The 26,042-nt window shown below is 39.5% G+C and carries 28 protein-coding genes; 11 read left to right on the forward strand and 17 right to left on the reverse strand.

What is annotated here, in order from left to right; all coding sequences use genetic code 11:
* Positions 1-120: 120 nt before the first annotated feature.
* The 3 genes from CD004_RS12785 to CD004_RS12795 all read right to left on the reverse strand — a co-directional run bounded on the left by CD004_RS12785 (position 121) and on the right by CD004_RS12795 (position 2,497).
* Positions 121-549, reverse strand: a complete 429-nt coding sequence (locus CD004_RS12785) for a ferritin-like domain-containing protein (protein WP_102263126.1) — start codon at positions 547-549, stop codon at positions 121-123.
* A gap of 66 nt (positions 550-615) precedes the next feature.
* Positions 616-1,206 (reverse strand): class I SAM-dependent methyltransferase, encoded by a 591-nt coding sequence (locus CD004_RS12790; RefSeq protein ID WP_102265094.1) that lies wholly within the window; start codon positions 1,204-1,206, stop codon positions 616-618.
* 157 nt (positions 1,207-1,363) lie between these two features.
* Positions 1,364-2,497, reverse strand: a complete 1,134-nt coding sequence (locus CD004_RS12795) for a zinc-dependent alcohol dehydrogenase (RefSeq protein WP_102263127.1) — start codon at positions 2,495-2,497, stop codon at positions 1,364-1,366.
* Between the two features lie 144 nt (positions 2,498-2,641).
* On the opposite strand from CD004_RS12795, the gene CD004_RS12800 reads away from it, so the two are divergent.
* The gene (locus CD004_RS12800; protein ID WP_102263128.1) at positions 2,642-2,842 is read left to right on the forward strand and encodes a hypothetical protein; all 201 of its coding nucleotides are present in this window, start codon (positions 2,642-2,644) and stop codon (positions 2,840-2,842) included.
* A gap of 3 nt (positions 2,843-2,845) precedes the next feature.
* Positions 2,846-3,097 (forward strand): sigma-G-dependent sporulation-specific acid-soluble spore protein CsgA, encoded by a 252-nt coding sequence (locus tag CD004_RS12805; RefSeq protein WP_102263129.1) that lies wholly within the window; start codon positions 2,846-2,848, stop codon positions 3,095-3,097.
* A gap of 194 nt (positions 3,098-3,291) precedes the next feature.
* Here the strand turns inward: CD004_RS12805 and CD004_RS12810 are convergent, their stop codons facing one another.
* Both CD004_RS12810 and CD004_RS12815 read right to left on the reverse strand, forming a co-directional pair.
* Positions 3,292-4,152, reverse strand: a complete 861-nt coding sequence (locus tag CD004_RS12810) for a YihY/virulence factor BrkB family protein (RefSeq protein ID WP_102263130.1) — start codon at positions 4,150-4,152, stop codon at positions 3,292-3,294.
* Between the two features lie 308 nt (positions 4,153-4,460).
* Positions 4,461-5,216 carry a TraR/DksA C4-type zinc finger protein gene (locus CD004_RS12815; RefSeq protein ID WP_102263131.1) on the reverse strand — a complete coding sequence of 252 codons (756 nt, stop codon included), beginning with the start codon at positions 5,214-5,216 and terminating at the stop codon, positions 4,461-4,463.
* Between the two features lie 151 nt (positions 5,217-5,367).
* On the opposite strand from CD004_RS12815, the gene CD004_RS12820 reads away from it, so the two are divergent.
* Positions 5,368-6,147 carry a hypothetical protein gene (locus CD004_RS12820; protein WP_102263132.1) on the forward strand — a complete coding sequence of 260 codons (780 nt, stop codon included), beginning with the start codon at positions 5,368-5,370 and terminating at the stop codon, positions 6,145-6,147.
* 53 nt (positions 6,148-6,200) lie between these two features.
* On the opposite strand, the gene CD004_RS12825 is transcribed toward CD004_RS12820, so the two are convergent.
* From CD004_RS12825 to CD004_RS12840, 4 genes are all read right to left on the reverse strand, one after another.
* A complete protein-coding gene (locus CD004_RS12825; protein WP_102263133.1) occupies positions 6,201-6,971 on the reverse strand; it encodes a 3D domain-containing protein in 771 nt (256 codons plus the stop codon).
* 348 nt (positions 6,972-7,319) lie between these two features.
* Positions 7,320-7,445: a hypothetical protein gene (locus CD004_RS24460; protein ID WP_267892306.1), complete on the reverse strand. Its 126-nt coding sequence runs from the start codon at positions 7,443-7,445 to the stop codon at positions 7,320-7,322.
* Positions 7,446-7,650: 205 nt separating this feature from the next.
* The gene (gene fdhF, locus CD004_RS12830) at positions 7,651-9,711 is read right to left on the reverse strand and encodes a formate dehydrogenase subunit alpha (protein ID WP_233434864.1); all 2,061 of its coding nucleotides are present in this window, start codon (positions 9,709-9,711) and stop codon (positions 7,651-7,653) included.
* Between the two features lie 190 nt (positions 9,712-9,901).
* Positions 9,902-12,061, reverse strand: a complete 2,160-nt coding sequence (locus tag CD004_RS12840) for a PAS domain S-box protein (RefSeq protein WP_102263136.1) — start codon at positions 12,059-12,061, stop codon at positions 9,902-9,904.
* A 348-nt stretch (positions 12,062-12,409) separates the two neighbouring features.
* Between CD004_RS12840 and yhfH the strand changes: the two genes are divergently transcribed.
* The 4 genes from yhfH (at position 12,410) to CD004_RS12855 (ending at position 15,255) form a co-directional block, all read left to right on the forward strand.
* Entirely contained in the window at positions 12,410-12,544 is a 135-nt protein-coding gene (gene yhfH / locus CD004_RS12845; protein WP_079509337.1) for a protein YhfH, read from the forward strand.
* A gap of 855 nt (positions 12,545-13,399) precedes the next feature.
* The gene (locus tag CD004_RS23830) at positions 13,400-13,570 is read left to right on the forward strand and encodes a hypothetical protein (protein ID WP_158651556.1); all 171 of its coding nucleotides are present in this window, start codon (positions 13,400-13,402) and stop codon (positions 13,568-13,570) included.
* 65 nt (positions 13,571-13,635) lie between these two features.
* Positions 13,636-13,887 (forward strand): transcriptional regulator SplA domain-containing protein, encoded by a 252-nt coding sequence (locus tag CD004_RS12850; protein ID WP_102263137.1) that lies wholly within the window; start codon positions 13,636-13,638, stop codon positions 13,885-13,887.
* A 327-nt stretch (positions 13,888-14,214) separates the two neighbouring features.
* The gene (locus CD004_RS12855; protein ID WP_404809832.1) at positions 14,215-15,255 is read left to right on the forward strand and encodes a class I SAM-dependent methyltransferase; all 1,041 of its coding nucleotides are present in this window, start codon (positions 14,215-14,217) and stop codon (positions 15,253-15,255) included.
* A 34-nt stretch (positions 15,256-15,289) separates the two neighbouring features.
* Here the strand turns inward: CD004_RS12855 and CD004_RS23835 are convergent, their stop codons facing one another.
* The 3 genes from CD004_RS23835 to CD004_RS12865 form a co-directional block, all read right to left on the reverse strand.
* Complete coding sequence (locus tag CD004_RS23835; RefSeq protein ID WP_158651557.1) at positions 15,290-15,448, reverse strand: hypothetical protein; 159 nt, start codon at positions 15,446-15,448, stop codon at positions 15,290-15,292.
* 20 nt (positions 15,449-15,468) lie between these two features.
* Positions 15,469-15,672: a YozQ family protein gene (locus CD004_RS12860; RefSeq protein ID WP_102263139.1), complete on the reverse strand. Its 204-nt coding sequence runs from the start codon at positions 15,670-15,672 to the stop codon at positions 15,469-15,471.
* Between the two features lie 119 nt (positions 15,673-15,791).
* Positions 15,792-16,967, reverse strand: a complete 1,176-nt coding sequence (locus CD004_RS12865; protein ID WP_102263140.1) for an MFS transporter — start codon at positions 16,965-16,967, stop codon at positions 15,792-15,794.
* A 207-nt stretch (positions 16,968-17,174) separates the two neighbouring features.
* Between CD004_RS12865 and CD004_RS12870 the strand changes: the two genes are divergently transcribed.
* On the forward strand, positions 17,175-17,345 hold the full coding sequence (locus tag CD004_RS12870; RefSeq protein WP_102263141.1) for a XapX domain-containing protein: 171 nt from the start codon (positions 17,175-17,177) through the stop codon (positions 17,343-17,345).
* 184 nt (positions 17,346-17,529) lie between these two features.
* Here the strand turns inward: CD004_RS12870 and CD004_RS12875 are convergent, their stop codons facing one another.
* Both CD004_RS12875 and CD004_RS12880 read right to left on the reverse strand, forming a co-directional pair.
* Positions 17,530-18,366 (reverse strand): formate/nitrite transporter family protein, encoded by an 837-nt coding sequence (locus CD004_RS12875; protein ID WP_102263142.1) that lies wholly within the window; start codon positions 18,364-18,366, stop codon positions 17,530-17,532.
* A gap of 281 nt (positions 18,367-18,647) precedes the next feature.
* On the reverse strand, positions 18,648-20,576 hold the full coding sequence (locus CD004_RS12880) for an endonuclease MutS2 (RefSeq protein WP_102263143.1): 1,929 nt from the start codon (positions 20,574-20,576) through the stop codon (positions 18,648-18,650).
* Between the two features lie 677 nt (positions 20,577-21,253).
* Here CD004_RS12880 and CD004_RS12885 point away from each other — a divergent pair.
* Positions 21,254-21,916, forward strand: coding sequence for a Crp/Fnr family transcriptional regulator (locus tag CD004_RS12885; RefSeq protein WP_102265095.1), 663 nt, complete (start codon positions 21,254-21,256; stop codon positions 21,914-21,916).
* Between the two features lie 44 nt (positions 21,917-21,960).
* On the opposite strand, the gene CD004_RS12890 is transcribed toward CD004_RS12885, so the two are convergent.
* Both CD004_RS12890 and CD004_RS12895 read right to left on the reverse strand, forming a co-directional pair.
* The gene (locus CD004_RS12890; RefSeq protein WP_102263144.1) at positions 21,961-22,653 is read right to left on the reverse strand and encodes an LrgB family protein; all 693 of its coding nucleotides are present in this window, start codon (positions 22,651-22,653) and stop codon (positions 21,961-21,963) included.
* Positions 22,622-23,020 carry a CidA/LrgA family protein gene (locus tag CD004_RS12895; RefSeq protein ID WP_102263145.1) on the reverse strand — a complete coding sequence of 133 codons (399 nt, stop codon included), beginning with the start codon at positions 23,018-23,020 and terminating at the stop codon, positions 22,622-22,624. The genes CD004_RS12890 and CD004_RS12895 overlap by 32 nt, the downstream gene beginning before the upstream one ends.
* Before the next feature lie 188 nt (positions 23,021-23,208).
* Between CD004_RS12895 and CD004_RS12900 the strand changes: the two genes are divergently transcribed.
* A complete protein-coding gene (locus CD004_RS12900; RefSeq protein WP_102263146.1) occupies positions 23,209-23,808 on the forward strand; it encodes an SCO family protein in 600 nt (199 codons plus the stop codon).
* A gap of 128 nt (positions 23,809-23,936) precedes the next feature.
* Here CD004_RS12900 and CD004_RS24095 read toward each other — a convergent pair whose 3' ends face one another.
* Positions 23,937-24,074, reverse strand: coding sequence for a hypothetical protein (locus CD004_RS24095; protein ID WP_023627787.1), 138 nt, complete (start codon positions 24,072-24,074; stop codon positions 23,937-23,939).
* Between the two features lie 339 nt (positions 24,075-24,413).
* On the opposite strand from CD004_RS24095, the gene CD004_RS12905 reads away from it, so the two are divergent.
* Complete coding sequence (locus CD004_RS12905; RefSeq protein ID WP_102263147.1) at positions 24,414-26,033, forward strand: ABC-F family ATP-binding cassette domain-containing protein; 1,620 nt, start codon at positions 24,414-24,416, stop codon at positions 26,031-26,033.
* Positions 26,034-26,042: the final 9 nt, after the last annotated feature.

Consider the following 26,042-nt stretch of genomic DNA (forward strand, 5'->3'; position numbering starts at 1 on the left):
ATTTGCAATCACTTTTCCTATACCCATTCTAGTATAGATAACACTAGTATTTTTACATAAAATATGTAGAAATAGTGAAAACTACAAAAATAGGAAAAAGGAGCTGGATTGCTCCAGCTCCTACTTTTCTTTTCCTAAATAATAGAGGAACCACACGGCATGGTTCTGCTCATCATAAGCCGCCCGCCTGAAAATCTTTTTTATGACCGGGTCTGTGGCTTCATCCGCTATTTCATGATAAAAATCAGTTGTTTTTTGTTCATCCTTGAAAGATGCTCGAAGTCCTTCAAGATACGTTTCACCGCATTCTTCAACCATCTGCGGGCGTGGCTGCTTTCCTGTCAGAGTTGTAAAAATTTGTGAAAACTGCTGAAGATGCTTTTTTTCATCATTCAGTATCTCATTGATTTGGTCCCTTTGTTCAGCATTCGGCGCCATACCTGCAAGCTTTGTATAGCATTGTGTCGCACTGTATTCGCCATTTATGGCTTTAGTTAGGTCCTTAATAAGCTTTTGGTTTTGTCTATAGTGGTCATAATATGGATACATGTCAAACCTCCCCAAACTATTTTGTAATAGTCTATGGAGAGAAGAAAAGGGTGTGCTTGCTTACACTTATTCTGGATTAAGCCCCTCGTATTCAACAAAAATACCCTTAAAATATTTCTTTTCTTTTACCATTATGATTCCCGATTCTTTCATATAGAGACCTGTATTACGATTTAAATGGCAGCCATCACACAGCCGTTTCCAGGCTGGAGTTAGGACATCCTGCAGTGCCGCAAGCGATTTCGATTCTGTTCTGACATGCTCAAAGAGGACAATCTTCCCTCCTTGTTTACATACTCTTCTCATTTCCTGAAAAACTTTATGAGGATCACTAACGGAACAAAGAACAAGCGTGGCGACAACAGTATCAAACTCACCATCATTGAATGGAAGTGTCTCTGCTATCCCCTGATGGAACTCGACAGGCAGTTCGAATTCTTTCGCCCTGCGTTTTGCCTGATCAAGCATATAGGGGTTTGGCTCCAGTGAAACAACCCTTTCCACCTTTTCCTTTGAATAATAGGGAAAATTCGCTCCAGTACCTGCGCCAATTTCAAGAACCTTCCCTTCTAGTCCAGAAACTATTTTTTTCCTGACTCTAGCTATCCATTTCTTCTCAAGAGGACCCATGAGTTTATCATAAAAAAAAGCAAACATTTTTCCCAAAATCAGTGCTCCTAACTAATACTGTTTTCATCATTATAATAAAAAAGGTCCTGGAAAAGCTATCGCTTTAGCCAGGACCCTTTTTGGTGGCTCAAAAGATTACTTGCTACCCATACTTATTGATTTTGCAAATTCAATATTAAGTAGCTTAAGGCTTTAATACTACCTTGATACAATCATCTTTCCGGTCATTGAACATCTCATACCCTTTTGCCGCGTCTTCAAGCGGCATTTTATGTGTGATGATGTCAGTTGGGTCAAATTCACCGTTTGTGACCATTTCGAATAGTTTTGGCATGTAGTGAATAACAGGAGCCTGTCCCATTTTCATTGTGATATTACGTTCGAAGAATCGGCCAAGCGGGAACATATTGTACCTTAATCCATATACCCCGGTAATTTGTACGGTTCCGAATTTACGTACAGCTGTATGGGCAATTTCCAGCGCGGAAAGGGTTCCTCCCTGCAGCTTCAGTTTTTGTTCCACTTTTTCCACGACTGACTTCTTTCCATCCATTCCTACACAATCAATTACTACGTCCGCTCCACCGTTAGTCAAGTCCTGCAGGAATTTCCCTGGATCATCTTCCTGTGTAAAATCAAAGATCTCTACTTTGTTGGTTTTTTTGGCATGCATCAGCCTGTAGTCGAGGTGATCGACTGCGATGACTCGTTTTGCCCCTTTCATCCAGGCAAATTTTTGCGTCATCAATCCAATTGGCCCACTGCCAAGAACAATTACTGTATCTCCTTTTTTTACGCCGGCGTGTTCTACGCTCCACCATGCAGTTGGTATGACGTCCGATAGGAATAATAACGACTCATCCTCTAGCTCACATGACTCAGGCACGACAAAGGACGTAAAATCAGCGTAAGGCACTTTTAAATATTCTGCCTGTCCTCCGGGGTGATTACCATATTGTTCGGTGTACCCAAAATACCCTCCTGTATCCTTGTATTCATTAGTGTTATCACATTGACTTTCCATTTGGTTCTGGCAGTAAAAACACTCACCACATGAAACGTTGAAAGGAATGACAACACGATCTCCTTTTTTCAAATTCTTCACTCCTGGGCCCACTTCTTCTACAATACCCATTGGCTCATGCCCGATTATGTAGCCTGGACGAAGAGGCATATTGCCTTGATAAAGATGGAGGTCAGATCCGCAAATTGCTGTAGAGGTAATTTTAATGATCATATCTTGTTCATGTTCTATTTTGGGTGCTTCTACATTTTTCACTTGTACGTCTTTAGAACCTTGATAAGTAACTGCTTTCATAATTCGACACCCCATTCCAGTAAAGTCCATTTTATGTTTCCCTCCAAGTTATCAGAGAAAACACGTATGGAAGCTTTTCCAATAATTATCCCTGTACATAAACTACCCTTCAATAAAGCAACTTATAAAATGGAGGTGTTGAAAATGGAAAATAAACAGCCCGGAAATAAAAACCTGCCTGATTTCAAAGAAATGACAGACCGAGTTATGGCAGAACCCGCAAATGGACCGCAACTGGTCATAAAGACAAATCTGGATCCAAGTGATGCAACAGAGAATAATCCTTATTTTAAAAACGATCAAATCACCGATTCTGAACAATTCAAAGAATACTTCAAGGAGTAAACCATGGAAAAAACACAGGCTTATTTACGCGAAATCATTTCCAATTACACAGAGACATATCCACTTAGCAAGAGGATTTATCAACGCTTAGAACAAGGCGATTACCCTTCTGAAGGTGACTTTGTCAGGGACCTTACGGCTGAAGAAATAGAATTTTTGAATAAAATCCTCCCTGAAGCGATTGAGTATGCTAAAAATGAACTGGATGAAAAACGTGCACAGCAATTAAATGAAGTATATGAATTACTTTATTGATTATCGGAAGCGATTTTCCCTTCCATTCTCTTTTGGGTAAACTTTATAAAATAAACAAAAAACAGCAGAAAAATCTGCTGTTTTTATATATGATTGTTTTCGCATTGATTGTTCTGAAGACATAAAACTCGTCAAAATTCAGTAGCCAATTTTTACTTTTGGTTGAGTAAGCTACAAAGTTTACGAAAAAAGCCTTAACTATTTACTGAAGCAGCATGCTCTTCGACTGGTTCCTCACCCGTTTTTTCTCTATGGTAAATCGCATTGATTTCTCCTCCAAGAACAAGGGCAAGTCCGGTCAGGAACAGCCAGAGCATCAATACGATAACACCACCGATGCTGCCATATGTGGCTGAATAATTTCCAAAGTTACTGACGTAAAAAGAAAATCCAAGGGAAATCAGCTGCCAGACAACAGTTGCAAAAATCGCTCCTGGTATTACATGCTTAAATGGATAATGTTTATTTGGAGCTACTCGATATAAACCTGCCAATACCGCTGCCATAACGACAATCGCAACTACCCATCTTACAATGTTGAACACAATATCAAATGGTTCTGGAATTTGGATGATTGATTGCACTGTATCCAATATGACTCTTCCGAATACAGGCAATAGGAGCGCAACTACAAATGCCAAAATCAGTCCAAATGTCAGCATTATTGATACGAGTCTTGCCTTAATGAATGATCTCGTTTCCTTTACATCAAATGCAATATTCATTGCTTTTATAAAAGCATTCATCCCACTTGATGCTGACCAAATCGTACCGATGATACCAAAAGTAAGAAGTCCTCCATTTCGTTCGCTTACAAGTTTGACAACATTATCTTTTAATAAATCAGCCGATTGCGATGGCAATAGTTTATTCAAAACATCAATTGCTTTCTGGGGATCGATATTTAAGTAAGGAACAATTGCTATTAGCAAAATCAACAATGGAAACAATGCCAGCATATAATAATACGCCTGTTGAGCAGCCAGGCCTGTTGCCCGGTCTTTTTTCAACTCTCCCAGCAGGCTTTTGCCATAGTACTTAATTTTCTCTTTCAATTATGACTCACCTCTCATTGGCATTTAAGTATGCTTGTCTTTTCCCCGACATGAGATGGTTTAATCATGACAAATAATCCTATATTTTTAACGCAAGAACAAAAAGCGCAAGCGCCTCGTTCAGCTCCGACAAGCGCTGGAGGGCCGACCGGTGAAGTCGTTCTTTGACTTCATTGGGCGGACCGAAGCGACTCGAGGGGCTAGGCGCTGGAGCTGGATTAAGAAAATACATGTAGTTATCCACACTAGATAATTTTATATTCCTAAAAAACAAAGAAAAAAGACCATTCCTGGTCTTTTTCACAAATCTACTTATCGTCCTCTACATACGGATGATGTTCATATGCTGGAAGGTCACCAAAGGAGGTCATAATCCCCTCTTCATCCAGCTCATTTTCGTATTTCTCATGCTGCTTATTTGGATAGACGGTTATTTCTTTGCCGGAAATATCGTTGCCAACAAAGTTCTCAAAATCCTCAACATAGCCTATATTTTCTTCTGACTCGATATAAGTGTCATTATAGTGATCCTGAGGCGTCATAAAATCAGATGGAGTTTCGGATGTACCCCAGCTGGATACCTCTTGCCAGGCATCTTCTGCATCATAAGCAACATTTTCATCCTTGTTATCCAAATCAAATTTCCCAAAAGGGGGCATTAGCACACCTTCTTCTATTGGCCGGTTATGAGAAACGGTGCGATCAGGTGTATGTTCAATACAATACGTCGTTTCGGGTACTGCTTGAAGCCGCTCATATGGAATCTCTCGCCCACAAGTTTCACATTTTCCATATGTTCCTTTTTCAATGGCCTGAATGGCTTTATCTATACTCTGGATTTGATATTCTACATGATCGTTCAGTGCAATATCTTTCTCCCGTTCATATAATTCAGTTCCTTCATCCCCTGGATGGTTATCATAACTCGAAAGCTCACCAGTTGACTCATGAGCATGTCCACTTCTCAGGTCAAAATGGTCATTTTCGTCAAGGTGGGACTCAAGATCTTGTTTGTTTTTGAGAAGCTCTGCCTTGAATGCCGACAGTTGCCCTTGTGTTAGCATATCAGTGCTCCTTTCTTTAAAGCGGTTTTTATTAGCTTGCTGCAATCTGCTCTATTTAATAAAAGGTAATAAGTGTTATCTTTCCCGCAAGTACCATTATTGCAACAGAAGTCATAGTATATATGACAACTTATAATGAGGAGTGATGCCTATGCCTTTATTTGTAAATGGATATGTTTCACCACAGGTTTTTAGAAATAACGATGAAATTACAGAACAGAGCAACCAGGAGAAATTTCGTCTAAATTATTTACAAGAAATCCTGAATGAGCAGCAAAGGTTAAATGATGAATTGACAGGAAGCGTAACAAAATTCGATCGTAACCTTGAGCATAACAGACAAGAACAATATACTCAGTTTCAGGAAATGGTTTCTTTTCTTGCGAAACAGGAGAATTTTTCAGTAAAAGTCATGAAAAACATCTCTGAACAAAAAGAATCCACAACTGAAATCGATGATAAACTGATCAAACTTGAAGATATGCATAAACAATTTTCAAAAGCTCTCTTGGATCGGGAGCTAACCAGTGAGGCGATTTTGAACCAACTTGCCCATCAGCAATCAATGATTCAAGGCTTGAACCGAAAGCTTCTTGAATATGAAGATGTCACAAAAGCACTGGTTATCCAGGCTAAAAAGCAAGAAGAAATGCAGGATATGCTGGCAAAGCATGCAGACCTGCAGGGCATATTCCACGAAACAATTATGGAAAGACTCGGGAAACAAGATGCTGTTGGTGAAACAATCACCGATCAACTTGGCGAAATCAAGATATCTTTATCGGAAAAAGCCAACTCAATCCTTGAAAAAATTGAAGAACAGTCCTCCAGATTCTCACAGTTTTTCTTAAGCCTTATCATGCCCAATATCACTCAAAAGAAAATTATCAAAGGTAAAACGTTTAAAACAAAAACAAAACAGGAAAAATAAAAAAAGCATTGGCAAATTTGCCAATGCTTTTCAGGACTAGATTTTCATATTTTTTAATCCAGAATTGTAACTTTCACTTGCTTTCTACCCCACTGAAGAGCAGCGCTTTGAGTAGGGATAAAGACATCGATTCGGTTTCCTTTGATGGCTCCGCCAATATCTTCAGCAGTGGCATAGCCATAGCCTTCAACATATACTTTAGATCCAAGAGGAATAACAGTTGGATCAACAGCAATTACTTTTGCATTCGGGTTGGCTTTCAGGTCCACACCAGTCTTAGTGATTCCTGAGCATCCTGTACAATTTGCTGTATAAGCTGTCGCTTCAACGGTAATCTGGTTTGTCGCTGCTGCAGGCTTTGTTGCAGCTGGCTTAGCTGTTGCCTGACTTGCAGGAGCTGCTGCGGGCGTTGCAACCGGAGTAGCAGCCGGCTTAGCAGACTTTTTCTCGACCTTCATATCAGTTGGCATGTTTGTATATACGGCCAATTTCATTCCTGGATGAATAAGATCAGACGATAATTTATTCCATTCTTTTAAATCGTTTACTGTAACACCATAAGCTTTTGCAATATTCCAAAGCGTATCACCTTTTCTGACTTGTGCATATTTAATAGGAGATACATCTAGTAAATCGTTAGGATGAATTACATCACTCGATAAGTTATTCCATTTTTTTAATGAATCTACTGTAACGCCGTATTCCTTAGAAATACCCCAAAGTGTATCACCTTTATGTACGACGATTTCCTCTGCCTGTGCTTGTGTACCTGCAGCTCCAGAAATTGCCGCTGCTGCAACCAAAGATAATAATGACTTTTTCATTTGTTTGCCTCCCATCGGCTAATTTTTATCACGTGAATTATCGTAACATAGAATTTCGGTACAAAAAGAACAAGCACATTTAAATTGGATTACGAGAATAACAGAATTATAACGAGAACATGTCATATTTACTGAAAATTCAGACTAAATAATACTTTCGTAGGAATAATTTCTAATTAATTTGAAAATTATTCTATCTATTTCTTATATATCCATATATTACCTGGTTAATTTACCTTTTTAAAAGAACACCAAAGTCATTAATTGGTGTCCTTATTATCTATCAATTTTCTTTTTCGTAATAAATCTTTATTATTGATGATCTCTTTTTCCTATTATTAAGTTTTTTCAAAGTATCAATAAAATGTATTGGTGACCTCTTTTTCCTCTTTTTTGATTTTTAGGGCACCTATCGGCTTTATTGGTTACCTCTTTTTCCTCTTTATAGGTTTTTAGGGCACCTATCGGCTTCATTGGTGACCTCCTTTTACTCTTTCTAGATTTTTAGGGCACCTATCGGCTTTTATTTACCTCTTATAAGATTATTTGGATTTCTAAAGCGTCTAATGTGTTCAATTAAGATGACCAGTTTTCAACCGATCTCTTCATGTTTAGAAAGGATTTCACTTCACAAAAAAAGCTAAAATCCCACGAAGGAGATTTTAGCTTTTTAGCTTTTTTATGCGATTGTTTCAATTTTAACTGCACATGCTTTAAATTCTGCTGTGCCAGATATAGGGTCATATTCATTAAGAGTAAGAACGTTGGTTGGAACTTCGGACCAGTGAAAACTCATGAAAACAAGGCCTGGAACTACCTGTTCTGTTATTTTCGCCTTTACATCAAGAGTTCCTCGCCGTGAACTTACCCTTACAAGGTCGCCGTCATTAATTTGAAGGCGGAGTGCATCTTCGGGATGAATATCCAAGGTTTCCTCAGTTTGTTTAATTTTCACCCCTGGTGCATAGTGCCGGGTCTGTGTATGAGTATTATAGGACTCATACCTTCTTCCGGTCGTCAATGTAAAAGGATATTGTTCATCAGGCTGTTCCAATGGTGGTGTGAAGTCAACTGGAACGAAACTGGAGCGCTTTTCATTTTCTTTTTCAGCATGGAATCTTTCATGAAGTACTTTCGTGCCTGGATGAGTTTCATCCGGGCATGGATAGTGTATTCCGTACTCTTTATCAAGACGTGCATATGATATGCCGCCATACATCTCCCAGGCAAGTTCTCTCACTTCATTCCAAATCTCTTCGCTAGAACTATATCCCATTGGATAGCCCATCTTCGTGGAGAGTTCACATAATATCTCCCAATCTTCTTTTACTCCAGGCTGTGCACTGACCGCTGTGCGTACACGCTGTATTCTCCTGTCTGTATTCGTGTATGTCCCGTCAACTTCTCCCCATGACTTGGCTGGCAGAACGACATCAGCCATCTCAGCTGTTTCTGTCATAAAAATATCTTGAACAATAAGGAAATCGAGTTTTTCTAATAAGTTTCTAGTGTGATTCATATGAACATCTGCAACTAGCGGATTCTCCCCTATGCAATATAATGCTTTGATTTCACCTGTCTCGATTTTATCGAAGGTCCTCGTCTGGGTGTCACCGACTTTTTTGCTGATTTCTATATTCCATTTTTTCTCGAAGCGGTCCCGATACTCATCGTCTAATAAGCTTACAGCACCGGTAATCTGGTTCGGTAAACAGCCCATATCTCCGGCGCCCTGAACGTTATTCTGTCCTCTTAAAGGCATGATACCGGATCCTCGCTTCCCGATATGTCCACTTAGCAATGCAAGGTTGGCGATATCGAATACATTGTTCACTCCACAATGATGTTCTGTAATACCTAGTGTGTAGGCGATCATAGCCGTGTCAGCAGTTGCATACAAGCGGGCAACCTCTATGATATCTTCTGCTGCCAAGCCTGTAATTTCAGCTGAATATTCCGGTGTGTAACGTTCAACCTTCGACAGCAACACATCAAAATCCTCAGTGTGTCTGCCAATGAAACTTTCATCGTACAGTTTTTCAGTAATGATAATCCTTATAATTGCGTTGATCAGCGCAATATCTGTACCGACGTTAATTTGCAGATGTTTATGAGCTGACTTGACCATATCAATTCTTCTTGGGTCAATGACAATTATTTTAAGACCGCCTTTTGCAGCTTTTTTAATTCTATTTCCTATGATCGGATGGGCTTCCGTTGTATTGGATCCCATTAATAAAAGTACCTCTGCCTCATCAATATCTTCTAAAGTATTTGTTGGGAAACCGCTTCCAAAAACAGTCGCCAGACCGGCGACACTAGGAGCATGTCAGGTTCGGTTACAGCCATCAATATTGTTGCTCCCGATAGCAGTCCTCATAAACTTCTGGGTAATATAGTTCGATTCATTGGTTGTGCGGGCACATGCGAACATCGAAAGCGATTCTGGACCAAACTCATCCTTTAAATCAGACAGCCGGCTTGCGATGAAATCATACGCTTCTTCCCATGTAGCCTTTACAAGCTTTCCTGCTTTTCTGATCATGGGTGTATTCAATCGTTTCGGAGCATGCACATATTGATAGGCAAATGCACCTTTTACACATGTCTGTCCTTTATTTACAGGTGCTTCTTTATCTCCCCTGATTTTAACAATCTTATTATCTTCTACATCCAATATCAAACCGCAGCCTGTACCACAATAACCACAGACCGTCTTAACCTGGCTAATCGATGACATAGCTTCCCCTCCGGCATTTAATATTAATTTCTCCTACTTCCATAGTAGTCTAAATTATCAAAGCGATGTAGAAAATCCAATAGCTTTTTTTGTCATATTTTCAACATTTTTTCGACAAATTCTGATTTTGGCCCTCAGCAAGTAAAAAAAATAAGGCAGGATCAACTCCTGCCTTACCCAAGACATTCTACTATGCAGTTTTTGCCGGGAGCATAATTTTGAAAGTTGTACCCTTGTTCTGCTCACTTTCGATATATACCTTACCATTATGGCTTTCAATAATCTTGAAGCTGACCATCAGGCCTAGTCCATTTCCATTTTTCTTTGTTGTATAGAAAGGCTCGCCAATTTTCTTCAGCGTTTCTGGAGGAATTCCTACGCCTGTATCCTTTATGGAGATGATGACATTGTCATCCTGAATTTCTGTTCTCACTGTTAAATCTCCACCATCAGGCATTGCTTCAATTCCATTTTTTATAAAATTCAAGAATACTTGCTTCAGTCGGTTCTCATCACATTCAATCTGGATGATTTCCTCTGTAGCATCAAAATCTAGTTTGACATTCCTTTTCCTTGCTTCAAATTTCAACATGGACACTACATTTTGGACAATCGGGATGATATTCTGTTCCTCAAGCTCCACAGCTTTTGGTTTTGCAAGTACCATGAACTCTTCAACAATATTATTGACTCTGTCAATTTCATCAAGAATGATTTCAATAAACTCCTGGCGCTGTGGATCTGTTTCGTCAAGCTGAAGGAATTCTGCATATCCTTTCATTGATGTCAGCGGATTTCTGATTTCGTGGGCAACCCCAGCAGCAAGCTGGCCAACAGCAGCAAGCTTATCCTGGCGGTGCAGCATTTCCTCTGATTTCTTCTTCTCTGTGATATCATTACGAATTGCTAGATACTGATATGGCTTCCCATATTCATTCAGGAAAGGAACAATCGTGGTATCCACCCAATAAAAGGAACCATCCTTCGCCCTGTTTCGGATATCCCCTTTCCAAACCTGTCCGGACCCAATTGTCTTCCACAGATTTTTAAAGAATTCCTTCGAATGTAATCCGGAATTCAATAAACTGTGGTCATTGCCAATCAATTCTTCCCTTTTGTATTTAGAGATTTCACAGAATTTATCATTTACATTCTTGATAATCCCCTTCTCGTCAGTAAAAGCCACGATAGAAGATTGATCGAGGGCAAAATTAATATCACTGACCTCTTTCAGTGTTTCCTTTAGGCTCGCTTCCGCCTGCTTTCGTTGAGTTATATCAGAACGAATCGAGACGTATTGATACGGCCTCCCTTTACTATTCAGAAATGGGACAATCGTGGTATCAACCCAATAATAAGAACCATCTTTCTTCTTATTCCGGATCTCTCCCTTCCAGACCTCTCCAGAACCAATCGTTTTCCACATATCTTTAAAAAATTCCTTAGTATGAATTCCAGAATTCAATATCGAGTGGTTTTGTCCCAAAAGCTCAGCTTCACTGTACCCAGAAATCTCAATGAATTTTTCATTAACATATGTGATATTACCTTTAGGATCCGTAATCGCTACAATTGCTGAAGCATTAAGTGCATCTGTAATATCCTTCAAGTTGGTATCTGAAACTGCAAGCCTTTTGCTGATTAACGCACTTGAACCGATCAAGCCAGCAAGGATGAGAACCGAGATAAAAACAATAAGATAACTGATCAACGACTCTGGAATCCCTGTCTGCTCGACAAGACCGTTGCTCATTTTGATTGAAGATGCTCTTGTTAAAAGAAAATGACCTTCTACAATTGCAGCCGTCACGAATAGAGCACTTAGCGGCTTAATCCAGCCATGATCTCCTTGAGTAAAACTTTTTGAAAAGAAAAGCATCCAGAAGGAAAAGTAAAATGATCCGAAAACGAGTGCAAGTGCAATGAGTAAAATAGGTGGCTGATAACTGAAATCCAACCTCATCGAGTACATTCCCAGGATATGGACCACCAGGACTGCAAGCATCATGAACAAACTACCGGCAAGTATATTGCTTTTATTTACCGACTTGCCTGTCAACGCATAGAACGCCATTGCTGTAAATGAAATAACCAAAATAATCGATAATACTGTTATTGGAATTCTGTAGGACACATTACCATTTAGGTTCATTGCAAGCATTCCAAAGAAATTCATAACCCATATTCCTATTCCAAGTGAAAATGTCCCACCTAAAAACAGGAATCGTTTATTTCGATCTGATGATTTTATTAGACTGAATAAATCGAGTGCTGTATATGATGACATGACTGTCAATAAAATGGCTACTAGCAGTAATATTGGATTGAAGGATAATTCCGCATTATCCATTTAGGCATCATTCCCCATTTAAAGTTTCATTTCGATTGTATGTTAAAACGGAAAAGAATAAAAGGGTTTCTTAAATAAAATGTAATAACTTTGTCACTTCTATCTATTGACAATTGAAATTTATGGGAATTCCTTTCGTTTTGTGGTTGGCTTTTCACCAGTCAACATAATGAAATTACCACTCCTGGATAACATACACCCTGGCGCTAATTAACTAATACTTCATATGAACAAACACCTATTTTTAAATTTTTTCAAAAAAAGGCTACACAAATTTTCTAATAATGTTTATACTGTACTATAACAGGTTAAGTAATATATAAATTGTACTATAAAAGGAGGATTTTTATTATGATGAGTCCGGTTGAATTTTTTCGTAATCTACCAAAGAAGGTTTGCCCTGAGTGTGGTGAAGGAATGCATGAACAAGCTGAGTCATATTTAATGGAATGTGACCGTTGCTTATCTAAAAAAGAGGAATAATATAAGAAGGCACCTTTAAAAAAGGTGCCTTTTTATATGACCCGAAGAAAAACTCAAATAGAAAAAGAAGCTCATTTGCGAGCTTCTTTTTTAACATCTTAGGAGACCCAACCAGCATCAGCCCAAAACTTTTTGGAACTATTGAGTTGTATGATCCTCTTACTATAGCCGATGTGTGTTTGTTCCGCATTAAAGTGTCGTATCATAAAAAGGTTTCACTTCTTTATGACGACTCTTTACAAACACATTTTTCGGTATAATCACCGAGAGACTCATTATTCCTTTTAGTATTCGTTTAGCACTTTTCTTCATTAACATCATGTATCCCTACTGACCATTCCATTTGGATGGTTAGCCGCCACCAAGGCTATGTTCTCCTAAGGACTGTTATACCTGAAAATTGTTGTCTCTCTTGAGAATGGTACTTTTCCAAGTATCAATTAAACAATTGATACTCTGTTGGTAAAAAGCTTCCTTCCAACGTACAAGTATATAGTAGGCTGGACTCCTGCTTTTCTCCTTTTGAATTGAACCACTGGAAGGACAACATCCTTTTGGTTTAACTTGCTTTAGGTTCAAGATCCCTGCGGCTGGTGATACTGATTTTGTGAAGATAAGTAAACAACACTTTAGGAATAAACCTTTTTTCGTTCACAACGGAACGAACACAATTGGTTGAGCCTCCTAAGATGTTAATCACTTTCTTTCTACACTTTTATTATACCACCAGGTTCGAATGTAAACCCTTTCATTTGTGGCAAATTAGTGTCTTTTCCATTTTTCATGACACAGGTTAAATTACCCGTATATCCTTTATATCAATACAAAAACTATTCTTACCAGGGGGGTGAGTTTATGGATAATAAAAAAGATGATTTAGAACGGAACAAGGATTTACTTAATTCAACATACACACCAAATCAACGCTATGTGCCCGGAGGGTCCGTTGATGAGCATAGGGATTTTGAAGCTGGAAATATTATTCTTACCGGGGATGAAATAAAACAGCAGAATGAAAATTTATAATTCAATGTATGTCATCGGCATATAGTGCACCAATGCTTAAAACTTAACGAAGAGAGGTATTAAACTTGGATTTAATCGATCCGAATAATTTGAAATTTGGTGATGAAGTGTTCGTGATTTATCGGAACCCTCATGTACCTTCAGTTTCAAACATAAAAGCTGGTGAAATTGTTCCGCATCCAAAAGATCCTAATCAGTTCGCCCTATTCCTGAACGAAACCTTACATGTAATTGAAGACGATGATGCTCTTTTTGCCACACAAGATGCTGCCGAAAAAGCTTATTTTGAAGCAATGGATCCATATAACACACAGTAACCCCTTACCTTTCCAGGTGTTTTACGTGCATTTTATTGGGGTAAAAATAGAAATGCAAGCCAATTTCCATTAGGAGGGATGAAGATGAAAGTTTTAGCAGCATCTTCTAAGTTCGTCATTGGCTCTGCACTCGAAGGAGGATTTGTCTATCTAAAGAAAGGCATCCTTACCCCCAACAAAGTGATACGACGCGGAAAGCTTTAAATTGGCAAATCCTCTTTCTAAAAGCACATCCACCCAGGGTGTGCTTTTATTTTTGGAATTTTTTAAAAATTGAAGGGTTTTGTCAATATGAAACGAATTTAGTAAGCAATATAAATGTGTGGGGTGACCAGATTGCTTCAATTAGAAATTGAGCCGGCCTTGAATCCAAATGAAACCCGATTGCAACCTTCCTACAGAATGGACCTTAGGAATTTCACAGAAAAGGAATACAATAGGTTTGTAAGATTGAATACCGTGAATGATTGGAGCCAGCTTAGCTGGAAGGATGTAGGAAGACCATACGAGGTAACATCCTTCGCACAGGAAAAGAAGGATTGGGAAGAAGTAAATCAACAAAGTCTTCCGGCGAACATCTCCTGGCAGATGTTCAACAAGTCGTTCCACGAGTGGTTCGTTAAGGATGTTCCTGCTGAAATGGACAAGTCGAAACAAAATTTCATGAAAAGTCTTACGAATTTCAAGCTTACAGAAACAAAATCAGCACTAGGTGAGTTGATCAGAATACATCTGTGGAACTACGCTCACCGGGTCGAGGACGGCATTTGGGATCCAAGGGGCAAACGTGCTTTGTTTGAAGGACTTGATTTAATCAAGCCACGAATCCTTTTCCTCGGAGCAGCAGAAGGATATGAAGCAATGCAGTTAAGTGCAATGTATCCAGGCGGTGACATTGTCTTTGTGGATTATGATCCTTTCTGCAAGGATACAAGGTTTGGCGAATTCCCTGACACTTATCCATTTCTGGGAAGCAATCCATCAACAGGAGGCAATAAAGTTTACCATAAAAGTGATTTTAAGACTGAGTATATTGTTGAGGATATTCGCAAGCTCCCTTTTGGCCGAGAATTTGATATCGTCCTTAGCGTCGGATTACTCGAGCACTTCCCTGATTCTTTAAAAAGCGAAGTCGTGGCTTGGCACAAGAAGTTCCTAAAAACGGGTGGATATATCATTATGACAACACCCCGGGCTCAATTAAAATCCAAGCTGTATTATGAAATCATGGCTGATGTCATGAACCATACATACAGGGAGCTGATGACCGTCGAGCAGATGGGACTTTATTTATATGAGAACGGTCTAGACATTTTAAGGCACGGCTTTATTAAAGTCCATAACGGCATCATTGCACGTCCTCGATAAATACAGGCCCTTTTTGAGAAGGGCCTGCAAATTTTTATAGATCCGATCTCTTCACCGGTTCTTCTTCGTTATTTGTTTGATTACCGGTACTTGAAGTGTATCCTACTCGATAGACAAAATCTTTCTTTTGTTTTAACGCCTTGGGCATTTTGTATTGATCACCATTCGATTGGAATTCGCCTTTATGCGACACTTGTACCCCTCATTTCCTGCTTACTGATAACCTCTGTTATTCAATTCATCTTCGGCTCCCAATGAGCGCTCAAGCTTTCCACCGACCTGCCCTTCTACATAACTGTCGCTGGCTTGTTCATGGGTCATTGCAAGCCCATTTGAAAGTTCGTCATTTCTTTGATAATCGGATGTATCGTACATACGCCCTGCGAGCTCAAGATTTTTGCTTTTATTCTCTTTCATGAAGTCCCTCCTTTCGTACTTAATTTATTTTTTGATATAAGGACTGAAACCATACTTCTGATTTCAACACTAGCCCAAAAACAAATACCCCCTTCAATTTAGAAAGGGGTAAACAGTCTCTAGCTTAAATTTTTCAATAATAACGTTTTTTTATCGTTCTGCAACAGCCAGACTGTGAGCAACACTCCAATTAATGTCAATGCAGCAAAAAATATATACACCCCATAAATGTTGAATTCTTCAAATATGATCCCGCCGAAGAACGTAAAAAACCAATTGCCTAATCCGTTGCCAACTGCGGAATAGATCGTTACTGCCGTAGCCGTAATATGCAGTGGCGTGATATCCCTAATATACTGCAACCCTGCTGGAATGAACAGTCCAAGTGAAAAACCCTGAATGACAGCTGATGCATATACAAGAGATAAAGCAGGCTCTGTAAAATAAAAAATCCATCTAATTAATGATACAAGCGCGGCAATAAAAGCGACCTGGAGCAACCCTAATTTACGGATCCAGCTTCCGGCAACCCTCATGAATGGAATTTCTGATAACACAGCAATAAGGAACGCAATACCAATTCCTGTATAAGTGCCGCCTCGGTCCTCCACAAACAGACTAAAGTAGAAGTTATTGGCCAGATTAGGACCAAAAACCATGAATGTGACCCCAAGGAAAATAAGAAACTTCTTCATCTTCATTAGGTCCTTCATTCCTGCGAAAAGGCCGCTTGGCCGTCCTGAAGATTCTCTAGGCATTTTCATCGAAAATATTGCGGAAACAATTAATGTCAGGAAAAACGCGTAGAATATCACTTGCGGATTCCACTCGGATAATCTGCCCATAAAAAAAACCGCCAGTCCAAAACCAAGGGATCCAAATAATCGAACATTTCCATAATTGACTCCGGCCTTGCTTGTATATTTCAAGGAGATACTATCTGATAAAGGTATGATCGCACTTTGAAAAATAGCGAGAACCGTCGCTACAATTATGAAAGGAGAAAAGCCCTCGAAAAATATATAACCCAAAGCGGCAATCCCTGTTATCAACGTTGTTAAAGTTAGCAGCACATTATGGGAACTTTTCATGTCTGCCAACATTCCCCAAAACGGCTGGAAAAAGATCATGATCACTGGACCAATGGACAGGATAATGCCAATTTGATACCCATTTAAATTTTCAACTTCGCTTAAGTAGACACTTAATAAAGGAAATAAACTCCCTATGCCAAAAAAAACAAAAAGATAAAAACCTTGCAAAGTAAAGATGTTCCGCTTAACGTGCTTGTCCATTTGTATCCTCCGTACTGACGAATTATAGAGATATATTTTACCACTATTTTAATATAAGAATAGATAATTTCGTTTTATGCATGATAAAAGGATAAATAAAGCGTTTTCAATTTATGCAGGTCATGATAAAATAATGTTGCCAAAAGGTGATCAGACGTCTGCTCACTGATAATTCATTACCATCTTGCCATATGAGGCGGTGAAAACATGAAAGAAATAATCTTAAGCTTAGTTGCTGGTTTAATCGTTGGAATCCTTTTTAAATTCCTGAAGCTTCCTCTTCCTGCACCTCCTGTACTAGCGGGTGTCCTTGGAATTGTGGGGGTTTATTTAGGCGGAGTTGTCGGGGAATGGATCTTGAATTCCTTTAAAGGATGACAGGAGGAGCATATGTATAGGCTCTTTTCGTACAGCTTCAAAATTACTAAATAAAAAGCCTATCCCCTCGAAATGAGCCAGTCTCCTTAAAGTGAGGAGCTACATTATATGTTTTCCAGAACTATCAATACGAATATAGCGATAACTAAAAATCCACGGATTCCTCCGTGGATTTTTTAATTACTTACATTCGCTTAAGTGCATTTTGTCCATACACCGATTGGGCTGTCGTTTTGTTCTTTTCGCCCACTCCCCCTTTGGCATTCAGGTAGACATATAGAGTGCCAACAAAAAAGCCTCCGCCTATTATATTTCCGAATGTAACAGGCACTAGATTGAATATACTCCCGGCAATGCTGACCGTTTCAGGATGGGGAACAAAGAGTGCAATCGAAAAGAGAACCATGTTAGCAACACTATGCTCAAATCCTGATACTACAAAAGCAAAAACCAAAAGCATCATGACTCCTATTTTTGCTCCATCTCCTTTAACATTAAAAGGAACCCATACAGCAAGGCACACAAGCCAATTGCACAGGATTGCACGAAAGAACAATTGATATGCGGGTGTGTTCATCTTCATGCTCACAGTTTCCATCATATATTGCGATTTTTCAGGTGATATAAAAATGCCCGACATCATAACAAGTATTCCAAAGAATACTGCTCCCAACAAATTTCCGGAATAACAGGCAATCCAATTTTCAACGGTATCCTTCCACGTGGTTGCTTTTTTTAATGAACTGATTGTCATCATCATTGTGTTACTTGTAAATAATTCTCCTCCACCGTACAAAATCAGGACAAGAGCCAAGCCGAAAAAGATCGAGCTAGCGATAGGTGTCGCAGCTGAATGAGAATCATAGAAATATTCTCCCAGCCGGTATGAGACCATAATGCCAAAGCCGATATAGACACCAGCAAGTGCTGCCCGCAACAGGTACTTTGCTTTTGACTCCCTGAGATACTTCTTCTTTTTTAAAGCTGTGGCGATAGCTACTTCCATTGGCTGTTCACTCATTTTCAAGACTCCTCTATTTGTGAATAAAGTCACAATTTGCTGTTAGATTAATCTTAAACCTGAAAACCAGGTTTGTTAAGAGTAAACACGATGAACTGTTTATGTCCATTTTCGAAGCGTTTTCATCCCTTATATAAAGCGTTTCTAATAAAATCGGAATTCTAATCATAAAGGTATATAGGGGAAATCCTTTAGATGCTAAGAAAAATTCACTCATTATGTTGGAAAGAAAGAGCCTTTAAAAAAGGCTCCCCTTGGAAAATAAATACAATAAGGTAGTATCAATTATCCTCCCTTATCACACGCTCATCAATATGTTTTTTACCCATCTGATTCAAAAGCTTTCGGTGTTCCTTGGACTCAAATATAATACTGAAATCATAATCTTCTGGATAAAGTTCTGACGCAGGCAGATTCAGTTTTAAGCGTTTATAATTGACGTCAATTTTGCGATCCCTGACCTGGACGAGATAATTTCCCCGACTGTCAGGGCCTTTATAAATAACTCCCAGTTCACCTAAGCTTAGCACATGTACACTATCACCCATCTCAAATCGTTTTGCCGGCTGCTTCGCAACTGTAGAAGACTTCTTTCTTTTGTGCTTGTTTGCTATGATTTGCTGCTCTCTTGCTTTCAGCTCCACAGGGTCATTCTTGAATAAGGTAGTGTAATCTTTCTCCGATTTGTAAGTTATATTATGAGCCCGTTCAATCAGTTTCGGATGGATGCCAAGTTTCAGTGCAATGGCAAAAGCCTGGCTGTCCCCGCCTTTTCCGATACGCAGGCGGTAAGTAGGCTTAAGTGTCTCAAGGTCAAATTCCATTGAACCATTCATGAAATCCTCGTGATTGTCAGCAAAGTCTTTTATCTCGCTATAATGAGTTGTCGCAAATATAGTTGCCCCTTTACTGTTCAGATTCTCTAGGATAGCTGCAGCAAGGCCCATCCCTTCTCCCGGGTCAGTTCCTGAGCCTAATTCGTCAAGAAGGACAAGTGTCCTGTCATTGGTTTCCTTCAATATTTCTATAATATTGACAATCCTGGAACTGAAAGTGCTCAGATTCTGCTCGATGCTTTGACCATCTCCTATATCGACAAGCACTTTATGAAAAATACCTGCAGCGCTCCCTACTCCAACCGGCAGAAGCAATCCGCTTTGTGCCATTAACGACAACAGTCCCGCTGTCTTGATGGATACGGTTTTCCCGCCTGTATTCGGTCCGGTAATGACAAGAGCATGATAGTCTGTTCCAATGTCAATCATTAACGGAACCGCTTTTTCGCCAAGAAGCGGATGACGTGCTTCTTTAAATAAAATAATTGGATCGTCATGAATCGCTACTCGTTTTGCATCAATAGACCGGCAGTATTTTGCTTTTGAAAACAGATAGTCATAATGAACCATGGTCTCGATTGCACTCCGAATCTCCTTCTCTTTCCCCTCAGCCAGACCAGTCAAGGCGAAGAGAACTTTCTCTACTTCAGCTTGTTCTTCTAAATAAAGCCACTCCATTTGATCCTGAAACGAGCCAATTTCTTCGGGTTCAACAAAAAGAGTGGAACCCGATGCTGATGTATCAAGCACCGAACCTCTTACCTTGCCGCGATATTCTTTCTTCACAGGAACCACATATCTGCCGTTTCTCTGACTGATGACAGCCTCTTGAAGAAATGGTTTTATTTTTGCAGATTTCAGCAATTGGTTAAGTTTCTCTTTTAAACGATCTTCCTGTATTCCGATCTGTTTCCGAACCTTCAGTAGTTCCCTAGTTGCGTAATCATCAATTTGGCCATTGCGGATACACCTTTGTATCTCAGCAGCAAGTTCGGGAAGTTCCTCGATCGCAAAGACGTATGCAGAGACTCTAGGAGCTACATACTCCTTATCCTTCATAAAACGGCGAATCTTATTGCAGGTTTCCAGGAACGAAAGCATCAGCATCAGTTGTTCCGTCCTAAGCGGTATTCCCTTGTTAAAGCCTTTAAGAACCATTTCCATTCCTTCAAGGCCGTGAATTGGAACACTGGAACTAACCTTGAGAATTTCAATCGCTTCAGAGACTTCCTCCTGCCATGAAGTAATTTGTTGCATATTGGTGGATGGATGCATTTCCCTTGCTTTTATTCGCCCAGATTCAGTCAAAGCAAAGCTGGCGATCTCTTCCTTAATTTTGTCGTAACCAAGTACCGTAAACGTTTGTTCGTTCAATTTTTACTCCTCCTTTAATAGAAAGCGCAAGCGCCTTGTTCAGCCCCGACAAGCGTTGGAGGGCCGACCAGTGAAGGCGCTTTTTGACTTCAATGGGCGGACCGAAACGACTCGAGGGGCTAGGCGCTGGAGCTAGACACTAATCGTGGTGCAACTAGCTTTATTTTATGTTTATAGAAAAAAGCCGCAATGGAACAAAGTCCATAGCGGCTTCTAAAAATACCTCGCAGACATGGCTGAAGGCATTCCTCCCCAAAAGAAAAAACTGTGTACAAGTACACAGCTTCTGCTCACGGAAATCAAGCATGCTTTACTATGTTCGTTGTTCTTAACATTCAATCCAGCGCATAATTAAATAAACCTATTACAGGCCTAAAAAAAACCGGATTGACCGTATGAAATTAACGGTTAGTTAAGAACGACACCTAACATAAAACATACTCCCTAATATAAAAATATATCTTCTACAATAGATTACCTCCTCTGCATCAATATAGTCAACCGCAATTATTCATTTAAAAGAAAAATACAGAAAATCAACTCATACGAAAAAGAATGTTCACATTTTCTCTATTGACCTCTTGTTTATATTTCATTTTAAATTAGGTTAAACAACGGACGGAAAAGGTGGAGATTTTGTGGCCGGCCAGGAAAACCAAAATAGTTTAACTTATGAGATGAGCGAATTAATAAAAGCATCAGAAAAAATCATTAAATTTAAAAAAGGTACTTTTTTATTCCGCGAAGGGCAAGAAGCAAAAGAAATGTTTATTATTCTGTCCGGCAAGGTACAGATCTCAAAAATGAATGCGGAAGGCAAAGAATTGTATTTAAGATTATGTAATAAAAACGATATTGTAGGCGAGCTAACCCTCTTCACAGTGGGTCCTCGATATTTATTCAATGCAAGAGCAGTTGAAGATGGTGAGGCAGCAGCGGTTAATATTGAGAACCTGGAACAAACATTGTTCAACAACAGCCAGCTTGCATACCAATTTTTAAAATGGATGAATGACCATATCCGAAAAACAATCACTAAATTCCGCGACCTTGTCCTTCACGGCAAAAAAGGAGCTTTGTATTCTACCCTTATAAGGCTGAGCAATAGTTACGGCATTCAAAAGGACGATGGCATTCACATCAACGTACCGATCACGAACCAGGATTTAGCAAATTATTGCGGAACTGCCAGGGAAAGCGTCAGCCGCATGCTTGGGGAATTACGCGATGAAGGGATCATCTCCATAAACAAAAAAAGGATAATCATTCATGACCTACTCTATCTCAAACAACAAATAGACTGTGAGAACTGTCCAATAGAGTTTTGCAATATAGATTGATAAAAAAAGGAAACCTGCAGAGGTCTCCTTTTTCATTTGCTTCCTTATAAAAATACTGGGAGAATTATGGGCAGAAACAACGAAGTTACTATAGCGGCCATACCCATTGCTGCACCTGAAACTGCGCCTTGCAACTCTCCTTCCCTGGCTGCTTCTGCTGTACCAATTCCGTGAGCAATGGTGCCTATTGCCAAACCTCTCGAAAAAGGATCGTGGATTTTCATAGTGTTCATAAGAAATGGGCCAATCATCGCCCCCAACATGCCTGTAATCATGACGAACGCAGCAACCAGAATCGAGTCTGCCCCGATGATCCTGGCAACCTCTGAAGCTACAGGTATTGTGATAGACTTGATCGTCAAAGAAATTAATATCAAATCTGACAAGTTAAGCAAATACGCTATGAACACAGCTGAGATAATGGTCGAGACTATCCCTGCTACAAGACCGAACAAAGCTGGAACCGCGTACGCTGAAATGATTTTTCTTTGGCGATATAATGGTACAGCTAAAGCCACAGTAGCCGGTCCCAGAAAATAGGTCATAATCTCACTTGCTGGTTCATATTTCTTATAAGGTATATTCAGCAACAGCAACACGGCAATCACAATCACTGTACTTAAAAATACCGGGGATGTTAGCGGAGATGGATATTTACCCGCAGCTCTCCTGGCAAAAAGGTAAGCGAGCAAGGTTATGATAATGCTAAAGATCGTGAGCAGAGTTTCCAGTTTCATTTCCCTCCTTACGCTTTACCAGCATATGTGAAGTGCCTCCTGCAAACACCATGCCTATTATAGCGCTCAAAACTAAAATAACCGCAAGTTGCATGCCATTTTCTGCGATAAGTCCCCCGAGAGTCATCAAACCAACTGAGATCGGTACAAAAAAGAACGATAGATGCCTGACGAGATAATCAGCTGCGCCTTCAAACCATTCAAGCCGGACTACCCGCGTCCATAACAGCACGAAAAGCAGAATCATTCCTAATACATTTCCGGGAATACGCAGCTCGAACAGTTCTACAATAAAAAAGCCGGCTTTGTTAATCAGGATCAACCCTGTGATTTGTAAGAAGTATTTAATGATTTTATTAGCTTTCAAAGCTTATTTCCCCTTTATATTTCCCTAGACGTTGAAATTGTTTTACAATTCATTATAAATCCCATTCCTTATATTGCAAGAATATTCACTTATCTTTTTTTGAAAGCTATATGTTAAACATAGTTCACACAATGTCCATATGATTTTCCTCATGTTTCTTATATCTTTATAAGGGGGAGGATTGTGTCATGAAAAAAATCTATCTTATCAGCTCACTTATTGTATTAATAGGAATTACATCGGGAATCTCATTTTTTCTAATCCGAGATGCGAATGCACAAATTCCAGAGGACATCACGCTTGTCACCATGGATGAAGAAAAATATACTTTTGGTGAAGAAACAGAGGCCATCAAGCTTGTAGAATTCATTTATACTCATTGCCCTGATATCTGCCCAACGACAACACAAAAAATGAACCTACTTCGCAAAGACTTAATCCAAGAAGGTGTTTACGGTAAAGAAGTGCAATTTGTTACAATTACAATTGATCCGTACCGGGATACACCTGAAGTTTTGAGGGAATATATGGACAATTTCGGTCTCGAAAACGACGGAAATTGGATCTTCTTGACGGGTGACCCAGCAGACACTCTGGAAGAACAAAAGAAAATCAAACAGGTTGCCGATACATTCCATTTCCAGTACCGTGATCCTGGAAATGGATTTTACGTCCACAGTACATTTACTTACCTGATTGATGAGAATAATAAATTCATTAAAAAATTCCCGATGGGTGAAGATTTTAATAAAGATGAAGTTTTCGAAGAAATAATGGACGAAATCTAAGCATACAAAAAAGCGGTCGGTTGCACCGCTTTTTTGTATGCTGTTTACTTTCCTGATTAAGCTCTTCATTATGACTCCTAGATGAGATTCCTGAAGGGCATGCATAATGAGGAAAGCCTGTCTATCTCTTAATGTGAATTCACTGTGGTGGGATGTTTCTCTGTTTTTTGCAGGGAGAAAAATTCTGATTTTGGCTTGGTGAAGCTGACTTTTATCCCTGATTCTTTTAGGCGATTAACAAAATCAACCAGCTGCTTTTTAGCCATTTTCAAAAACTCCTTTTATCCATCTTTGTCTATTATTATTTTACATGAAAAATATGAAAAATGTGTGAAAATGAGCAAAAAAATTGACATCAGCCAGCAAAAAAAATCACAAGTTTCCCAATAGACACTCCGTGGATGTTGTGATAATTGATAAACAAACTATCCCTCTTACTTCCTACTCTCGCCTTTTCCCAATTTGACTCCATTAAAAACACGATTCCATAAAAAAATCGTATTCATTCACTCTAATACCTGCTCTCATCTTTAAAAAGAATTCGCTCAGAGCAATCAAACATGTTATAATCTTTGGGATATATATTAATGGAGGCTACTAAATAAATGATTACAGTTCAAAATGTCGGCTTGAGATATGGTGACCGCAAGCTTTTTGAAGATGTTAATATTAAATTCACTCCGGGAAATTGCTATGGTCTGATCGGAGCAAACGGTGCAGGCAAATCCACTTTCCTTAAAATCTTATCAGGAGAAATTGAAGCGCAAACAGGAAATGTTTCAATGACACCTGGTGAGCGTATGGCTGTTTTGAAGCAGAACCACTTTGAATATGAAGATGTCGAAGTGTTGAAAGTCGTCATAATGGGACATGCCCGTTTATATGAAGTCATGCAGGAAAAAGATGCGATTTACATGAAGGCTGACTTTACAGATGAAGACGGCATGAAAGCCGCTGAGCTTGAAGGTGAATTTGCTGAGCTTAATGGCTGGGAAGCAGAATCCGAAGCAGCGATTCTTCTGAAAGGCCTTGGTATTGGCGAGGAGCTTCATGATAAAAAAATGGCTGATATTGGTGGCGGAGAGAAAGTAAAAGTACTTCTTGCCCAGGCTTTGTTCGGTAAGCCTGACGTGCTTCTGCTCGACGAACCTACCAACCACCTTGATATCGCTGCGATTCAATGGCTGGAAGAATTCTTGATCAATTTCGAAAACACGGTTATTGTCGTATCCCACGACCGTCACTTCCTGAATAAAGTTTGTACTCATATTGCCGATCTTGACTTTGGCAAAATTCAGCTTTATGTCGGCAACTATGATTTTTGGTATGAATCAAGCCAGCTGGCATTAAAGATGCAGTCGGATACAAACCGCAAAAAAGAAGAGAAAATCAAGGAATTGCAAGCGTTCATCGCACGTTTCAGCGCAAACGCTTCTAAATCCAAACAAGCTACTTCCCGTAAGAAATTGCTTGATAAGATTTCTCTCGATGATATCAAACCATCATCCCGTAAATACCCATACGTTGGATTTACTCCTGACCGTGAAATCGGTAATGACTTATTGAGAGTTGATGGAATTACGAAGACAATTGACGGCGTAAAAGTTTTGGATAATATCAGCTTCATCATGAATAAAGATGACAAAATCGCGCTTGTTGGGAAAAACGAAATTGCGATTACAACTTTATTCAAGATTCTTACTGGTGAAATGGAACCGGATAGCGGAACTTTCAAATGGGGTGTAACGACATCCCAGGCTTATTTCCCTAAAGACAACTCTGAGTTCTTTGAAGGCTGTGACCTTACTTTGGTAGACTGGCTCCGCCAATTCTCACCAAAGGATGACAGCGAGAGCTTCCTTCGCGGATTCCTTGGACGAATGCTATTCTCCGGTGAAGAAGTATTGAAAAAAGCAAGCGTACTTTCCGGAGGGGAAAAAGTCCGCTGCATGCTTTCTAAAATGATGCTATCTGGGGCAAATGTCCTTCTGCTGGATGAACCGACGAATCACCTGGATCTTGAATCCATCACTGCCTTGAACAACGGCATGATTAATTTTAAAGGTTCAATGATTTTTTCATCCCATGACCACCAGTTCGTTCAAACTGTGGCAAACAGGATTATGGAGATCACTCCAGCTGGGTTGATTGATAAGCAGATGACTTATGACGAATACCTTGAAAATGAAGAACTTCAAAAACAAATTGCAGAAATGTACGCATAATATAAACCC

Source organism: Mesobacillus jeotgali (assembly GCF_002874535.1).
Classification (GTDB): domain Bacteria; phylum Bacillota; class Bacilli; order Bacillales; family Cytobacillaceae; genus Mesobacillus; species Mesobacillus jeotgali.

What these genes read in the sequence shown, in the direction of transcription:
- CD004_RS12875 (WP_102263142.1), bottom strand. Translation starts at nt 18,366, where the DNA reads ATGAGTGAACAGCCAATGGAAGTAGCTATCGCCACAGCTTTAAAAAAG.
- CD004_RS12805 (WP_102263129.1), top strand. Translation starts at nt 2,846, where the DNA reads ATGGAAAAAACACAGGCTTATTTACGCGAAATCATTTCCAATTACACA.
- CD004_RS12800 (WP_102263128.1), top strand. Translation starts at nt 2,642, where the DNA reads ATGGAAAATAAACAGCCCGGAAATAAAAACCTGCCTGATTTCAAAGAA.
- CD004_RS12885 (WP_102265095.1), top strand. Translation starts at nt 21,254, where the DNA reads ATGAGCGAATTAATAAAAGCATCAGAAAAAATCATTAAATTTAAAAAA.
- CD004_RS12785 (WP_102263126.1), bottom strand. Translation starts at nt 549, where the DNA reads ATGTATCCATATTATGACCACTATAGACAAAACCAAAAGCTTATTAAG.
- CD004_RS12905 (WP_102263147.1), top strand. Translation starts at nt 24,414, where the DNA reads ATGATTACAGTTCAAAATGTCGGCTTGAGATATGGTGACCGCAAGCTT.
- CD004_RS12870 (WP_102263141.1), top strand. Translation starts at nt 17,175, where the DNA reads ATGAAAGAAATAATCTTAAGCTTAGTTGCTGGTTTAATCGTTGGAATC.
- CD004_RS24460 (WP_267892306.1), bottom strand. Translation starts at nt 7,445, where the DNA reads ATGAAGCCGATAGGTGCCCTAAAAACCTATAAAGAGGAAAAAGAGGTA.
- CD004_RS12790 (WP_102265094.1), bottom strand. Translation starts at nt 1,206, where the DNA reads ATGTTTGCTTTTTTTTATGATAAACTCATGGGTCCTCTTGAGAAGAAA.
- CD004_RS12840 (WP_102263136.1), bottom strand. Translation starts at nt 12,061, where the DNA reads ATGGATAATGCGGAATTATCCTTCAATCCAATATTACTGCTAGTAGCC.
- CD004_RS12815 (WP_102263131.1), bottom strand. Translation starts at nt 5,216, where the DNA reads ATGCTAACACAAGGGCAACTGTCGGCATTCAAGGCAGAGCTTCTCAAA.
- CD004_RS23830 (WP_158651556.1), top strand. Translation starts at nt 13,400, where the DNA reads ATGGATAATAAAAAAGATGATTTAGAACGGAACAAGGATTTACTTAAT.
- CD004_RS12795 (WP_102263127.1), bottom strand. Translation starts at nt 2,497, where the DNA reads ATGAAAGCAGTTACTTATCAAGGTTCTAAAGACGTACAAGTGAAAAAT.
- CD004_RS24095 (WP_023627787.1), bottom strand. Translation starts at nt 24,074, where the DNA reads ATGGCTAAAAAGCAGCTGGTTGATTTTGTTAATCGCCTAAAAGAATCA.
- CD004_RS12860 (WP_102263139.1), bottom strand. Translation starts at nt 15,672, where the DNA reads ATGAAAGAGAATAAAAGCAAAAATCTTGAGCTCGCAGGGCGTATGTAC.
- CD004_RS12865 (WP_102263140.1), bottom strand. Translation starts at nt 16,967, where the DNA reads ATGGACAAGCACGTTAAGCGGAACATCTTTACTTTGCAAGGTTTTTAT.
- CD004_RS12890 (WP_102263144.1), bottom strand. Translation starts at nt 22,653, where the DNA reads ATGAAACTGGAAACTCTGCTCACGATCTTTAGCATTATCATAACCTTG.
- CD004_RS12825 (WP_102263133.1), bottom strand. Translation starts at nt 6,971, where the DNA reads ATGAAAAAGTCATTATTATCTTTGGTTGCAGCAGCGGCAATTTCTGGA.
- CD004_RS12900 (WP_102263146.1), top strand. Translation starts at nt 23,209, where the DNA reads ATGAAAAAAATCTATCTTATCAGCTCACTTATTGTATTAATAGGAATT.
- CD004_RS12820 (WP_102263132.1), top strand. Translation starts at nt 5,368, where the DNA reads ATGCCTTTATTTGTAAATGGATATGTTTCACCACAGGTTTTTAGAAAT.